General features: G+C 39.8%; 15 protein-coding genes. All 15 read left to right on the top strand.

The features are described from left to right. Nucleotides 1-216: 216 nt before the first annotated feature. The 15 genes from ELQ35_RS17585 to ELQ35_RS17515 all read left to right on the top strand — a co-directional run bounded on the left by ELQ35_RS17585 (nt 217) and on the right by ELQ35_RS17515 (nt 15,172). Nucleotides 217-846, top strand: coding sequence for a GntR family transcriptional regulator (locus ELQ35_RS17585; RefSeq protein WP_126866503.1), 630 nt, complete (start codon nt 217-219; stop codon nt 844-846). Between the two features lie 24 nt (nt 847-870). Further along, nucleotides 871-2,004: an amidohydrolase family protein gene (locus ELQ35_RS17580; RefSeq protein ID WP_126866502.1), complete on the top strand. Its 1,134-nt coding sequence runs from the start codon at nt 871-873 to the stop codon at nt 2,002-2,004. Between the two features lie 54 nt (nt 2,005-2,058). Then, nucleotides 2,059-2,418, top strand: a complete 360-nt coding sequence (locus ELQ35_RS17575; RefSeq protein ID WP_221884982.1) for a Rieske (2Fe-2S) protein — start codon at nt 2,059-2,061, stop codon at nt 2,416-2,418. Between the two features lie 19 nt (nt 2,419-2,437). Continuing rightward, complete coding sequence (locus ELQ35_RS22705) at nt 2,438-2,596, top strand: hypothetical protein (protein WP_185861818.1); 159 nt, start codon at nt 2,438-2,440, stop codon at nt 2,594-2,596. Between the two features lie 50 nt (nt 2,597-2,646). Next, nucleotides 2,647-3,408: an SDR family NAD(P)-dependent oxidoreductase gene (locus ELQ35_RS17570; RefSeq protein WP_126866498.1), complete on the top strand. Its 762-nt coding sequence runs from the start codon at nt 2,647-2,649 to the stop codon at nt 3,406-3,408. Nucleotides 3,409-3,427: 19 nt separating this feature from the next. After that, entirely contained in the window at nt 3,428-3,904 is a 477-nt protein-coding gene (locus tag ELQ35_RS17565) for a PPC domain-containing DNA-binding protein (protein WP_126866496.1), read from the top strand. 91 nt (nt 3,905-3,995) lie between these two features. Then, on the top strand, nt 3,996-4,973 hold the full coding sequence (locus ELQ35_RS17560) for a zinc-dependent alcohol dehydrogenase (protein ID WP_126866495.1): 978 nt from the start codon (nt 3,996-3,998) through the stop codon (nt 4,971-4,973). Between the two features lie 94 nt (nt 4,974-5,067). Continuing rightward, nucleotides 5,068-6,552, top strand: coding sequence for an Nramp family divalent metal transporter (locus ELQ35_RS17555; protein ID WP_185861817.1), 1,485 nt, complete (start codon nt 5,068-5,070; stop codon nt 6,550-6,552). A 433-nt stretch (nt 6,553-6,985) separates the two neighbouring features. Further along, nucleotides 6,986-7,996, top strand: coding sequence for a zinc-binding dehydrogenase (locus tag ELQ35_RS17550; protein WP_126866493.1), 1,011 nt, complete (start codon nt 6,986-6,988; stop codon nt 7,994-7,996). 77 nt (nt 7,997-8,073) lie between these two features. After that, entirely contained in the window at nt 8,074-8,871 is a 798-nt protein-coding gene (locus ELQ35_RS17545; RefSeq protein ID WP_126866491.1) for an IclR family transcriptional regulator, read from the top strand. Nucleotides 8,872-9,122: 251 nt separating this feature from the next. Further along, the gene (locus ELQ35_RS17540; protein WP_126866489.1) at nt 9,123-10,202 is read left to right on the top strand and encodes an amidohydrolase family protein; all 1,080 of its coding nucleotides are present in this window, start codon (nt 9,123-9,125) and stop codon (nt 10,200-10,202) included. A gap of 128 nt (nt 10,203-10,330) precedes the next feature. After that, nucleotides 10,331-11,677 (top strand): MFS transporter, encoded by a 1,347-nt coding sequence (locus ELQ35_RS17535; RefSeq protein WP_126866487.1) that lies wholly within the window; start codon nt 10,331-10,333, stop codon nt 11,675-11,677. A 189-nt stretch (nt 11,678-11,866) separates the two neighbouring features. Beyond that, entirely contained in the window at nt 11,867-12,055 is a 189-nt protein-coding gene (locus tag ELQ35_RS22700) for a hypothetical protein (RefSeq protein WP_185861816.1), read from the top strand. A gap of 742 nt (nt 12,056-12,797) precedes the next feature. Continuing rightward, nucleotides 12,798-13,817, top strand: a complete 1,020-nt coding sequence (locus ELQ35_RS17520; RefSeq protein ID WP_126866485.1) for a LacI family DNA-binding transcriptional regulator — start codon at nt 12,798-12,800, stop codon at nt 13,815-13,817. A 248-nt stretch (nt 13,818-14,065) separates the two neighbouring features. Continuing rightward, nucleotides 14,066-15,172 carry a sugar ABC transporter substrate-binding protein gene (locus tag ELQ35_RS17515; RefSeq protein WP_126866483.1) on the top strand — a complete coding sequence of 369 codons (1,107 nt, stop codon included), beginning with the start codon at nt 14,066-14,068 and terminating at the stop codon, nt 15,170-15,172. Nucleotides 15,173-15,183 lie beyond the last annotated feature (11 nt).

The following is a 15,183-nucleotide window of genomic DNA, read 5'->3' as shown; positions in this document are numbered from 1 at the left end:
TACGGTTTGACGAGGGGTCCGAGGGCGAAAGCCCCCGTCCTACTCTACTTGGGAATAGTTAGCAGTTGTTGCTCGACCTACTTATTCAAAGTGTATAAAAGAAAGAAAATTTAAAACATTGTTTACTTTTTAATTTTGTGATGTTATCATGTGATTAACTTGAATTCAAGTTGAATTCAGGATGCACCCAGGATGAATTCAAGATAGGAGAAAAACATGAAAAAGAAGATTCCATTGAATGAGATTGCGTATGTAAAAATTAAGGAGAAAATCATGAGGGGGGATTTTATTGAGGAAAATTACACTTCTCAGAATCAGCTGGTTGAAGAACTTGAGATGAGTCGTACACCAATTGTTGCTGCCCTTCAAAGACTGCAGCAAGACGGCTTTTTAAAGGTCATCTCCAATCAAGGTATTATTATCCAGGAACTATCGATTAAAGAAATTAACAATATATTCGATATGCGCTTGGCGATTGAATTATTTTCGTTGAATAAAATAATTGGCCAATTAACAGAAGATGACTTTAAAAATTTGGATGAAATTATCGAAGATCAACAGAAATGCTGTGAGAGTAACGATTATTTCAACTTTGCCCACCTTGATGGGGACTTTCATCAATACCTTTTACAGGTGGAGGATAACAGCCTCTTTATTCAAACCATGTCCAATATAAAAGAAAAACTGTTCTTTAACTCAACTAACTTTCTGAGAAAAAGACAAAGTATGATGGATTTTATCCAAGAACACGTACGTATTTTGGAAGCTTTAAAGCGGGGGAATACAGAGTTAGCTGTGAAAGAATTAGAAGAACACCTGCAAAAAGGAAAACTGCAGATAGGCTAAATAAATCGATTGGAGGAATGGATAATGGGTAAAAGAGAAAGCTTGCAGGATATGGTTGTAGTGGATTTAGATGTTCATGTGAACGATACACCTACAGAACTGGCTCCTTATATGGACATGCCTTGGCGGAAGTCATTGGAGCATTTAAAGAATGTCCCTTGGAGATATTTATCTATTCCAGGTTATTCTCCTAACTTTGCTGAAAACATTCCTTTGTGGCCGGGTGGAAATGACAGAATGAATGTTGATTCCCCGGCACAAATGAAAAAAGAGCTATCTGCGATACATGTTGACATCGCCATTCTGTTTCCTGATCATCTCTTAGGGATCCCTGTGCTGCCACAGAAAGAATATGCCGCAGCGTTAGCCCGGGCTTATAATGCCTGGATATTAGACAAATGGTGTGATAAAGAAGAAGGGTTGAAAGGTCTTATTATGGTAGCCCCTCAAGATCCGGAAGATGGAGCAAGGGAGATAGAAAAATATAAGAACGAAGAAGGCATTGTAGGCGTATACCTTCCTTGTACTGGTTTGGATACTTTATGGGGCCACGTGAAATATGATCCCATTTTCGCAGCAGCTGAATCAGCTGGACTTCCGGTTCTTCTTCACGCAGCTACGACCTTAGTCCCGCATTTCCCTTTCAATCTTCACCAATATGAAACATTTTTCGCTCAGCACTCCTTTGTTCATTCCTTTTCGATGATGGCAAATATGTTGAAAATGATTGAAACTGGAGTTCCTGTTCGTTTTCCTAATATAAAAATTTGTTTCACGGAATCTGGGGTTTCCTGGGTGCCGTTCATCATGATGAGATTAGATAAGGAATATGTAGAAAATCGCAGGGATATCCCTTTTTTGGAACATCCTCCAAGTTATTATGTGAAGAAATTTTTCTATGCTACTCAACCGATTGAGGAGCCCGATAATCCAAAGCATCTGGTCCAGTTAATTGAGATGTTTGAAGGTGAAACTCAAACCATGTTTGCTTCTGACTGGCCCCATCATGATTTTGACCATCCAAGAGAGGTATTTAATCTTCCATTTTCAGAAGAAGTTCGCCGTAACATTATGGGTGAAAATGCCCTGCGTTTTTTCGATATCGATTCTGTTGGACGCAGAAACAAATTTAAAATAGAGACCAACACAACAAAATAGTTGTAACTTGAAAAGAAAGCTGATACTTACATTCTAGTATAGAAAGGAATGAAAATGATGCCCGATGAAAATGTTGCGGGAAATGTGGAGGACTTTCCTGTTGGTTCTCATAAGGTGATTAAGATAGGAAAGAGAGAAATAGGTGTTTTTAATGTGGATGGAGCGTTTTATGCCCTCCCCAACATCTGTCCACATCAGGTCGGACCCCTATGTCAAGGGAAAGTGTCCGGTACGCTTGTGGCCAACAAAGATACAAACTGGAAAAGAACCTGGGACCGAGAAGGTGAAATTCTGGCCTGTCCATGGCACAGATTAGAATTTAACATAAAAACAGGAGAGTGCCTGGCTTACCCTGAAGTTAAAATCAGATCTTATAATGTGAAAATTGAGGAGGGGAAAGTAAAGGTTTGGTAACCGCCAATGGAGGAAGAAGATGGAGCAGTTAAAGGTAGTTGAGAATGAAAGGGAATATTATGTCGTTTACGCAAACTCTGAACAAGACTGGGTCGCTAAATTCGAAAAGTCTTGGCCGGATGCTAAGGAGTGGGCCTATCATATGGTGAATGTATATAATGACCGAATTTCCGATTGAATTATATGCCTATAAAATGAAAGGGCTTACAAAAAGGGGTGAGGTTATCAATGGTAGAAGGAAAAGTGTCTATTGTAACAGGTGCGGCTATGGGGTTGGGAAGTGAAATAGCCACTGAACTGGCCAACATGGGTTCGAAGATTGTAGTTGCAGACATGGAAGAGGAGAAAGGATTAAATTTTGTCGAGGAATTGCAAAAGTTGGGTAAGGAAGCATTGTTTTTAAAAGTAGATGTTTCAAATGAAGATAGTGTGGAGCAAATGGTTAAACGTTCTGTAGATCAGTATGGTCAAGTGGATATCCTGGTAAATAGTGCTGGTGTCACACAAGGTAAAGCTATGGAAGATATTAGTGCTGAGGATTGGGATTTCGTATTGAATGTAAATTTAAAAGGACCTTATCTCTGCACGAAACATCTAATGCCAATAATGAAGAAACAGCGTTATGGAAGAATCATAAATATATCTTCCATTGCCGCAATGATGGGAGGGGGATTTGTTGGAACATCACATTATGCCTCCAGTAAAGCAGGAATCATCGGCCTTACTATTGCCTCCGCAAAAGAAACTGCTGCTTTTGGGATTACTGTCAATGCGGTTGCTCCAGGGCCCTGCAGAACGCGTCTAAGTTCCTCTTGGCTGGCTGATCATGAAGATGAAATGGCCAAAACCATACCTATTCCAAAAGTCTGTGAACCAACAGATATTGCAAATGCGGTGCTTTTTTTCGCATCGGAAAGGTCAAACTACATTACAGGCCAAACATTGGCTGTTGATGGAGGCTTGACCACAATCGGCAAGGTAGTCAGCTAATCAAAAGGAGGAGTGTAAAATGTCTAAACGTTTTTGGTCTGCTGAGGGAAAATCCAATAGGATAATAGCTGCTAGAATATTACCAGGATCCGATCTCATTTTGGGTTTGATCGATGTTTGTCAAAAGTACAATGTGAAGGCAGGAGGGATTTCTAGTATGATAGGTAGCTTAGAAACCGCAGAATATCAAACAATTCAACCGGACCCGAATTCAAAAACGGGTGCTAGTTTTACAGAAAGAATGGTCGCTGAAGGACCAGTCGAGCTATTGTCCGGCCAAGGGCTCATTTGTCAACGTGAAGAAGGGATGTTTATCCACCTGCATGCGGTTATGGTAGATAAAAACCAGAAAGTGTTTGGCGGACACATTGAAAGGGGCTTCTGTACAGTGCTAAATACTCTAGAACTGATTATCGTAGAAGGTGAAAATTTATTGCTAAGTAGAGAATACGATGATGAAACAGGCTTTATTCAGACAGTTCCTAAGAATATTTAGAATGTAGACGGAGGTATGCTCGGACTCTTCAATATTCTTAAATTGCTAATATAGAGTTTTAACCAAAACTATTATAAGGGAGCGATAAGAAATGGAAAGCACATGTGTTACTTTGTCAGGAACGAGAAAACTGGAAACAATAAATAGAACATTAGAGCTTGAAGAGGATGAAATACTAGTTAAAACAACCCAGGCTTCCATATGCGATGCGGATTTAAGGGCTTGGTCCGGGATGCATATGCCTAGCGATCTTCCGAGTTTTTCCTTTATTGGACATGAAGGAGGCGGTGAGGTGATTGAAATAGGAAAAAAAGTAAGGGAATTTAAGGTTGGGGATAAAGTAATGGCTTTTGGACCCTTGAATACATTTTCCTATTACTTTAAAGGGGCTGTAGACAGATTTATTAAAGTTCCAGAAGGCTTGGACATGGAAATTGCTTCTCTGGGAGAACCCACTTGCGTTGGTATGTACGGCGTTTTCCATAGCGGGGTTCAACTAGGCGACATTGCATTGGTAGCGGGATTAAATTTTCAAGGGCTTATTGCAGTCCAGGGACTAAAAAAGCGTGGAGCTAACAAAGTCATAGCTGTTGATTACTCAGATGCCCATTTAGAATTGGCGAAAAAATGTGGGGCAGACGTAATTTTAAATACCAGTTACCAAGACATAAAAGAAAAGATCCAGGAATTAACACAGGGCCGGGGAGTGGATGTAACTTTACATTCATGCGGGTACTGGAATCCACGTACAGAAGACTACTTTAATTTGTGTATTGATGTAACAAAGGACGAGGGGATTGTGACTTCATTGCCTGATATTATGTCCCCAATTAAGGCTAACTTGCACCGATTGCATCATCATGCAATGGAAATTCGTTTTAACGCTTTAATGCACCATGGTCCTGAATTTTTGAAGCAATGGGTCCCTAGATTGATGCGGCCGGTGGTTCAGGGAGATGTAGATATTAAATCATTAATAACAGCAAGATATTCGCTCTCTCAAGTGGATGAAGCAATGCAAAAATTTAACGAAGATCAGGATCAAGTAAAAATCCTGCTAAAACCATAGTAAAAATCAAACTACTTAGATTTGGAAGGTTTGGGAAACTTCAAGGTAGACATGTTTACATTCTCTTAATCTACTTAATAAGGAGGAAAGTTGCATGATAAATCCCGAACGTAAGGAAGAACAAAGGGAAGATGAAGATATAGAGAGTGAGATTTATGATGGTGCCCCAAGTCATAATCTTCCGCCCTTGACTCTAAGGAATATGCCAGAAGCGGTGCCGTTGAGGAAAATGGTAGGGCCGAGCATAATTATAGTAGGTGCGGCCTTAGGCACAGGTGAGTACGTAGTCTGGCCATATGTAACCTCTCAAGTCGGGTTCTCTCTCCTGTGGCTTGCCTTCCTTGGAATAACAGTCCAATTTTTTATGAACATGGAGATCGAGCGTTATACTTTGGCAACCGGCGAGACTGCCATTGTCGGATTCTCTCGTTTTTGGAAACCATGGGGAATGATTTTCGTTGTTCTTGCTCTGCTTCAGAACATGTGGCCCGCATGGGCTACCAGTGGAGCAACTGCACTTACCTTTCTTATTGGAGGGGGAAATGTAACCTTGATATCCATTATCATTTTGGTTACTTGCGGTCTAGCATTGAGCTTGTCTCCTATCATTTACAAAACAGTTGAGAAAGCCCAGTTCGTAAAGGTGGGTTTAGTGTTAACCTTCTTAGTAATAGCCATCATTTCGGCCATAAGTGCCACATCTTGGCTTGATCTTCCTGGAGAAGCCATTGGCAGTGTAGGTCGTTTGCCCGGTTCTGATATACTATCCCCATCATTACTTATTGGCGCCATAGCTGCTGCAGGTGCCGGTGGCGTTATTAACCTAGTTCAAAGCAACTGGATAAGAGATAAGGGATATGGTATAGGAGCATATATTCCTAGACTTCCATCCCCGATCACAGGTGAGGATGAGGCAAAGCCCGCGACAGGCTTCATGATGCGTCAAGACGCAAAGAATTTAGCCCGCTGGAAAAAATGGTGGAAAAATGCGAACATTGAACAGTTCATCTCCTTTTGGATGATAGCGCTTTTTACAATCGTTGTATTTTCACTTCTCGCTTACTCAACTGTATATGACCAAAATGTCGTTACTAAAGCAAACTTTGACTTCATAAAGTATGAGGGAGAAGTTCTGCAAGAGGTAGTGGGGACCTGGTTTGGAAACTTATTTTGGCTGATGGGGGTTGTAACAATGTTCTTTGTCTCCCTCGCAGTCATTGACCTGACTTCTAGAATTGGGGCCGATGTTCTTAAAACCGTTTTCCTAACAAATGATACCCGCTTTACCGAAGGGCGTATCTATCTCGCTTTCGTATGGGGCATTATTGTTATGGGCTCTATTATTCTACTCCTAGGCTTTAACCAGCCTCTCCTTTTAGTGTTTGTCAACACAAGTATCAATGGTATAGCCACATTAATTGCATCTGTGTTACTCATCCAGTTGAATCGCAAGGCGCTTCCAAAAGCGATCCGTGTAAATGGTTTCAGGTTCGGGATGATGATCTTCACAGTACTCTTCTTCAGCGTCTTTGCATTCCTTCTTGTTTTTGACCAAGCGCGAACTCTCTTTGGCGGGTGAATCTACATCATAAAAATAGACCTCACTGGCTGCTTTGAATTTCAAACTTTAAAATAGATATGGAAGAAATTTTTCACTTAAAATATCTTATTTGTAAAGGGTATTTAGTTAACAAATCTATCTTAAAAGAACTGTCCTACATTGAAAGAATGTTGATAATGGGTTCAGCAAGGCAGTCTTTTTATAAGGCTGCTTTTTAGTATGAATTAGAAGTTATGGCTGTACCATTAAAGGCAGAAAACGTTCTTTTGATTTGCTTCTTTAGTTTGTATTCAGAAAGCTAAACTGTATTTACATGGGATAACCTACAAAAGAAAGTATTTTATGAACCAAAGTTCATATATGAGAACAAAAGTGAATAGTTATATTTTGTGAGGTTCTAATAAGTTGTAATTGGAATTCGGTAAATCGGGTGTAAGGAAAGGGGTAAACAATGGATGCATTAGTGTGGACAGAACGAGAAAGAATGGAATTTAAAGATGTACCACGGAAAGATCTGAAGCCAGGTTGGGTAAGGTTAAAGGTTGTTGCAGTCGGTATATGTGGGTCTGAGCTGTCTGGATATCTAGGAGAAAATTCCCTTCGCGTTCCCCCCTTAATTATGGGTCATGAGTTTTCGGGAGTTGTTATCGAAAAAGCTGATAATATTGGATTCGAGCTACTTGGGAAATTAGTTACTGTTAACCCGCTAATAAGTTGTGGTAATTGTCGGACCTGTCAAAAAGGCCAACAACAATTATGCAGAGAAAGGAAAATAATAGGAGTCCATCTTTCTGGGGCCTTCGCTCAGTTCGTGGATGTACCTGCCAATCAATGCTTTTCTGTCAAAGATCCATATTATGGTGCTTTGGTAGAGCCTTTAGCTTGTTCATTGCGTGCCGTAGAACGTGTGAGTGTTAAAGCTGGTGATATTGGCATCGTATTTGGTGCTGGGATTATCGGACTTATGTGTATGAAGTTCATGAGGATGATGGGTGCACAGAAGATTATTGCAATCGACACCAACAATGCTCGTCTTATGTTGTCAAAAGATTGGGGAGCTACACATTTAATAAACCCATTGAAAGAGAATGCCTTGGAGGAGATTCGTAAAGCATTTCCACAAGGAGTAGACTGTGTTGTAGATGCAGTTGGATATTCCAAAACAAGACAACAAGCAATAGAATCATTAAGGGCTGGAGGCAAGGTGGCTTTTATTGGACTTCATGAAAATCCCTCTACCTTGACCGGCGATATTATTGTTCGAAACGAAATCGAAATTTATGGATCATTTTCATATTGCAACGATGATTTTTCAAAAGCTGTAGCATTCGTGAATGAAGGTTTGTTGGAAGACCTAGGGAATTCTTGGCTCGATCGCCGCTCTTTACAGGATGGAAATGATGCTTTTCAAGAACTGATTTCCGGAAAGTCAGGATATTCAAAAATAATGTTAGTACCATAAATGAGGAAATTTGAAATTGGGAATTCAGGAATCTTTAATGTCGAAACGCCTGAAACCTTGTTATTGGAGGGAAGTATTTGAATGGTATAGGCAATAGCACTACAGTGAAATCAGCCCAAAGGGTGCTTTCAACCTTGGAAATATTGGCACAAAATCCTATAGGGTTAAACTTTACAGATTTGCTAGGTGAATTGGAAATTCCAAAGAGCAGCTTACATCAATTGCTAAATACTCTTGTTGAAACAAGAATGATTCAATTCGAATCAGAATCAAAGAAATATATTTTAGGAGTTCGAATTTGGGAAATTGCTATGGAATACACGAATCGTCTCTCGATATCTCAGGTTGCTCAACCTTTTATTGAACATTTACGAGACACTTACGATGAAACCGTTCAGATGGCAATCTTAGATGGCACAGATGTAGTATACGTGGCAAAAATGAAATCTAAGCGTCCTGTTCAATTGGCATCACAAGTTGGAAGTCGCTTGCCGGCATATGTGACAGGGATCGGAAAAGCATTATTGGCGTGTGTTTCATCTCCACAGATTGAAAAAATGTATCCTAATACAAATCTTCCTTCATTCACAGATAATACAATTACCACGAGGGAAGAGCTGATAAGGGTACTTCAGGCTACCAAGAAACGTGGTTACGCACGAGATTTAGGTGAATATTCACCTGAAATTCGTTGTGTTGCTGTGCCGATACTTAGCTTTGGAAACGTACCTGTAGCAGCAATAAGCTTTTCCGTGCTTGAAGAACAAGCCTCTGATGAAAAGGAAGCAATTCTCACTAGGGGATTGTTGGAATGTGCAGAAAGTTTAAGTCTGCGGTTAGGGGCAACCGATCCCTTTGCTTGGCAAAATATTTAAACATCCACCAAAGGGAAAGTGATGAATTGTATGATAAGGAACCGATCATTTATAAAGGAATGGAATAAAGAAGGAACGGATTATTTCTGGATGTCTATAATTTAAAATGATATTGCTTACATTAATCGGTTCATTTTCTATACGTTAGTCCTTGCATGTGCATGTTATCTCTATAATTGATCAACCCAAAGTATGATTTGGATGAAGCATGCGGTTGTATTTCGGAAAATTGATTAATTGGAGGTTGAAAAATGAATGAAACCAAGACAGCTAAGATAGAAACAGGGATTATTGATTGTGATTTCCACCAAATAGTAAAGAACTATGAAGATTTAAAACATTATATTCCTAGAGTATGGTGGGATCGATTAAGTGCCTATGAGGCTACATTACCGTTACCTATCTTTAAACCCATTCCGTTGAATCGTCGTGATGCATCTCCAGGTAATGGACTTCCTCCAGGGTCTGACCCAGAATATGCAAAAGTTGATTTACTAGATCGCTATAAAATAAATAAAGCGATTCTTACAGGTAGCTTGCTTACAGTGTCCGCACATAATAACCCGGATTACGCAGCAGCGATTGCTTCTGCTTTCAACGACTTTACACTTGACACATGGATTCCAACAGATGAAAGATGGTTAGCATCAATCGTTGTAGCTACACAGGATCCTATTTTGGCAGCACGTGAAATTGATCGTCTCGGTTCTCATCCGAAGATGGTTCAAGTACTTTTAACTGATGGGTCTCGTGAACCCTATGGACAGCGCCGATTCTATCCTATCTATGAAGCAGCTGTTCGTAACAATTTGATAATTGGTATTCACGGCGGTGGTCAAGGAGAAGGCATTAATCCTCCAACTTCGGCAGTGGGCTACCCAACGACAAATTTTGAACGCCACAATATCTTAGCGATCCATCAAATGTCTCATTTAAACAGTCTTGTTTGTGAGGGTGTGTTTGAAACCTTTCCAACTTTGAAAGTAGTTTTCATAGAAGGTGGCTTAGCGTGGGTTCCGCATTTGATGTGGAGGATGGATAAAAATTTTCGTGGCATGAGAAGTGAAGTCCCATGGTTGCGATGCAAGCCAAGTGAATATATTGTTGAACATTGCCGCTTTACTACACAGCCTATAGAAGAACCGGAAAATGAGGAACTTATCCAGATGCTTAGAATGATGAGGGCGGAAAGAACAGTTATGTTTGCTACTGATTACCCGCATTGGGACAATGATACCCCTTTATTTGTACTTAATAAACTACCAGGGGATTTGCGTCAACGTATTGCATATGAAAACGCTGCTGAAGTGTATCAATTGAATCCAAAGTAACGGTGAAAAAGGAAGTGATTGTAATGAAGAAACATGTTGCAGCCGAAGTTGGGGAAATTGACATTGGGAAATGTAAAATAATTAATATCGAGGGCAGGATTTTTTATCTTATGAAATGAGGTGTTAAAATGTCTCAACAAGAAACAACAATAAATCAGCAAAAAAGTCAGAGTGTAAAAGCGGCACTATCGGCTTTTGTAGGGACCACCATTGAATGGTATGATTTCTTTTTATATGGGACAGCAGCCGCATTAGTTTTTCCACAGCTTTTTTTCCCGGGATCTGATCCCTTGATTGGAACGCTTCAAGCATTTGCAACATTTACACTAGGGTTTTTAGCCCGGCCAATCGGGGGAATTATTTTTGGTCATTATGGGGATAAAATCGGTCGTAAGTCAATGCTAGTGATTACCCTCTTAATAATGGGGATCTGTACGGCCCTTATTGGAGTATTGCCTGTTTACGAAACTGTTGGCTTTTGGGCACCACTACTTTTAATTGTTCTGCGTTTATTGCAAGGTATTGGTGTAGGAGGAGAATGGGGAGGTGCTGCATTAATTTCTGTAGAGCACGCCCCGAAAGGAAAAAAGGGCTTTTATGGAAGCTGGATGCAAACGGGAGTAATAGGCGGACTTGTGCTCTCAACACTTATTTTCGGTCTTGTTTCAATTCTACCTGAAGATGAATTTTTATCATGGGGTTGGCGAATTCCCTTCCTACTTAGTATTCTTTTGGTAGGTGTTGGGATATTTATTAGGTTACATGTCACAGAAACTCCGGATTTCGAGAAGGTCAAAGAATTGGGAGAACAAGCTCGTCTACCTGTTTGGGAGGTATTGAAAAATCACAAAAGACAAGTGCTTCTAGCGGCGGGTGCACGTTTTGCTGAAAATTCGGCATTCTATATCTTCAGTACGTTTGCAATCACCTATGCAACAACACAACTTAACGTATCTAGGAGCATGATACTGAATGGAATAACCCTTGCCTCTGCTATTGAGCTCATCACTATTCCTCTATTTGGTGCGTTATCCGACAGAATCGGTCGTCGTCCATTATATATGGGAGGAGCGGCTTTCACAGCTTTGTTTGCTTTCCCTTTCTTCTGGATGATTGGTACAGAGTCAACTTCAATCACTTGGCTGGCCTTAGTAATTGTTTTTGCTATCGGACACGCAGCCATGAATGGCCCTCAGGTTGCCTTTTTCTCTGAACTATTTGAAGCAAGAGTTCGTTATAGTGGTATTTCACTCGGTTATCAATTGGCATCTGTATTTGCTGGAGGACTAGCGCCGCTTATCGCTACCTTTTTGATTGCCTGGACAGGAGGAGATCCATGGGGTGTAGCTGTTTATTTGATTGGAATGTGCTTAGTGACATTTATATCTGTCTATATAGCAACTGAAACGGGTAAAAACCAAGTACAAGAAAAAATAACTGCAAAAGAATTAAACACTAGCATTAATGGAAAATGATAATTCGGTGGAACAAAATATTACATCTGTTTTTTGAAGATCAAAATCAAAGGAAGTTTGAATTAACATATGGAGAATTTGCTAAGCAAGTGTATCGCTAGAGCCTGGTACTCCTGGATCTTGGCGTATTAAAAGGCGATCATGTAACATTACATCTTCCTAATTGTTTAGAGTTTATGACCTCATGGTGTGCCATGGCTGTTTCACGGCAATGCCCAGTACTTGCAACTGCAGAAACAATTAGAGGTGGATGGCTTTACAACTGAGATAATGCAAGGATACCAGGTTGCGGCTGCATTAGCCGGCTTTGGGCCTATGATGTGGACACCAATGGTAGAAAAATTTGGTCCATCCCCGTGGGTATTTGGCGGATTCTGATGGTGGGGCTCGCAATCTCCTTATTCTTGTGCCTAACCTTATCAGGTAATAGAAAATCGGTGAATTCCGTTACGATGAAGGAGTATCAAACGTCGGAAGCTGACTGCCGATCAGATAGATTTCAGAAGTAAAAGTTTAATGAATATCCTCTTTTTAATAGCTATCCGAATACTGGACATGGAAAAAGAGTCCTGTATTCGGGTTTTTCATGCTCAATTTCATCGCGCGACATGCAATTCAATCAAATTCCCATCTGGATCTGCACAGAAAATCTTGGCGAAGCCGCTGACGCTTTGGCTGTTCGAGAACTTCTATATGATATTTCTTCAACCCATTGAAGGTTTTTGATATTTATTCACTCTGGGCGCCAAATGGCTTCTAGAGAATATTGTCAGAGTTCTTAGAAAGAAGTAGTGATGTTATTGTGAATAATCTATGATATCGAGAATACTCTGTAATAGGATGATTTTAAGAAATAAAGCAATATCGTTTTAAGAATTCATGAAAACCATTTCATAAAAATTGGAAACGAAATCTCTTATAATCGTAAAGGAGGGTATTTCCAACCCAATGTCGCGAAGAATTATTATTTTTAAATGAAATGGATTTCACACTAAACTAATTTGCGGAACAGACAGGACTTTTACAGGTAAATAAAGTGCAAGTAAAATTTCAAAGGGTAATGAAGATATAAAAATGAACTCTTACCTGTAGATTTTAGGTGAGTCGAAAGGAAAATTTGATGGTTCGGATTACAGATGTTGCTGACTTGGCGAAAGTCTCCCCTGCTACGGTTTCACGTGTGCTTAGTAATGAGGTAAAAGTATCAAGTGAAACGAAAAAAAAAGTCTTAGACGCGATCGAAAAATTAAATTACCGTCCTAATGTGTTAGCAAGACAATTAAGAAGGATGGAAACTAAAACAATTATGGTAATTGTTCCTGATATAACTAATCCTTTTTTTTCTAAAGTATTAAAAGGTATTGAATCTGTCGCAAGAAAAAAGGGCTATAAAGTACTATTGGGAAACACTGATAATGACATAGGCCGAGAAAAAGAGTATCTGGAACTTCTGCACCATAAACAAATAGACGGTACAATCTTACTAACTGCAAGGATGGAAGGAAAGTATATCACAGAATGGGCGGACCAATACCCGGTTGTCCTGGCATGTGAATATTTAGAAGGATCATTAATACCCACTGTTTCAATTGATAATGTAAGCGCCTCACGAAAAGCGACCGAGCATTTAATAAAACTAGGGCACCGGTGTATCGGCTTTATCTCTGGACCTATGAATATCATCCTAAGTAAGGACCGCCTAAAAGGTTACCATCAGGCGCTGGCACAAAACGAAATTGAAGTGGAGCCGTTGTTAATTCAGGAAGGTGATTATTCATCAAAATCAGGTTTTAACATGATGCTGAAATTTTTGGCACTTGAAAATCCTCCTACTGCAGTATTTGCTTCAAGTGATGAAATGGCTATAGGAGCATTAAAGGCAGTGAAAATAAACGGATTCCATGTTCCTGGAGATATATCGATTGTTGGATTTGACGGCATTACATTGGGCGAGATTGTTGAACCAGCAATTACAACGATAGTACAGCCGATGTACCAGATAGGGTATAAAGCGATGGAATTGTTGTTAAACCTTATTGAGGATAGAGAACTCCCAAAAAAGCAATTGATGCTTGCTGATAAACTCATTATACGCGAATCATGTGGAGCTAAAATGATTCGTGACACTATTGTCTTTTAGCATATTAGTAGAACACCAAAAAACAAGATCTCGAAAAATAACTTACACACTTTCATTGCATTCCGGATCATTACCTTTTAACAAGTTATTTACATAATGCTTTTTCAGTAAACTAAAAAGTCTTTAACTGTAAAGATATACATGCACCCAATTTGTAAACACATACACTTCAGGATTAAGAGGCAAAGACCTCTTTCTACATATCCAAATGACACTTTGAAATTAGTTAATATTTAGGAGGATTGAAGATGAAAAAACAATTGATTTATTCGCTTATGGCTAGTTCAGTATTAGCGACAGGTTTACTTGCGGGTTGTGCAGATGTTACTGAAAAGTCGTCAAAAACCGTTGAAGCTGAGAAATCATCGAAAGAGGGAATGGAGAAATTAAAGCCTTTGAAAGAGGAAGAAGTTTTAGGTAAAGCGGCCTCAGTAGAAAGTCTGGAACTGACTCCGGCGGAAATTGAAAAAATTAAAAAAATGAAGCCATTTATCGGATATTCAGTTCATTTTGGTGATATAGCGTCAGAAAAAGTTATAGGCCAGGCCATCAAAGAAACCGTTGAATCTTTTGGAGGCAAGTATGTACTAGTTGATGCCCAGAGAAATTTAAACAAACAAATAAGCGATGTGGAGTCGCTTATCCTTAAAAAAGTAAAGGGTGTTGTTGCCATAGGGGTTGATACAGCTGCTTTTGGACCAGCCGTAAAAAGTTTAAATAATGCGAATATCCCTGTTGTACTTGGCGGGGGGCCTCCTAATCAAGGCGAGTTTGTAAGCTTGGTAGATCCTGATGGGTATGGCGGCGGTTTTGAAGCAGGGAAAGCTTTAATTAAGGAGCTAAAAAAACGAGGGATTAAAAGTAAATCTTTGGCTACGGTCGGGTTAAGATCCTATATTTTAACCTGTGAACAGAGAGTCAGAGGCTTTGAAGATTCGGTTCGTGAAGAAGGCTATAAAATCGTCGCCAGAGGTCAAGCAGATACGGCAGACCAGGCTCAGCAAGAATTTGAAAATATCATGACAGCAAATCCTGATATTGTTGGGGCATTTGGTGTTTATGAAACTCCTGCTCTTGGAATGGAGGCAGCAGTACGATCTTCAGGACGTGATGATGTTCTAATAGTGACGCATGATTTAAGTGAACATTTAGCTCAAGGAATGAAAAACGGTGGAAAATTAGTAGTCTTTACATCCTCCCAGGATCTATATGCTGAAGGAAAATATAAAACATTGGCTTTGTTAAAAGAATTGGCTGGTGGTGAAGTCCCTAAGTATGTTACGGTACCAACCCTGCCAACTTCTCCTGAGAATGTTGATGAGGTCTACGACAAAGTTTTTTTTAATAAGCAATAGTCATCCATAAG

Origin of the sequence: Peribacillus cavernae, from assembly GCF_003989135.1 — a bacterium.
Taxonomy (GTDB): Bacteria; Bacillota; Bacilli; order Bacillales; family DSM-1321; genus Peribacillus; species Peribacillus cavernae.
The sequence above is the reverse complement of the archived record's forward strand: the minus strand, read 5'-3'. Positions and strand labels throughout refer to the sequence as shown.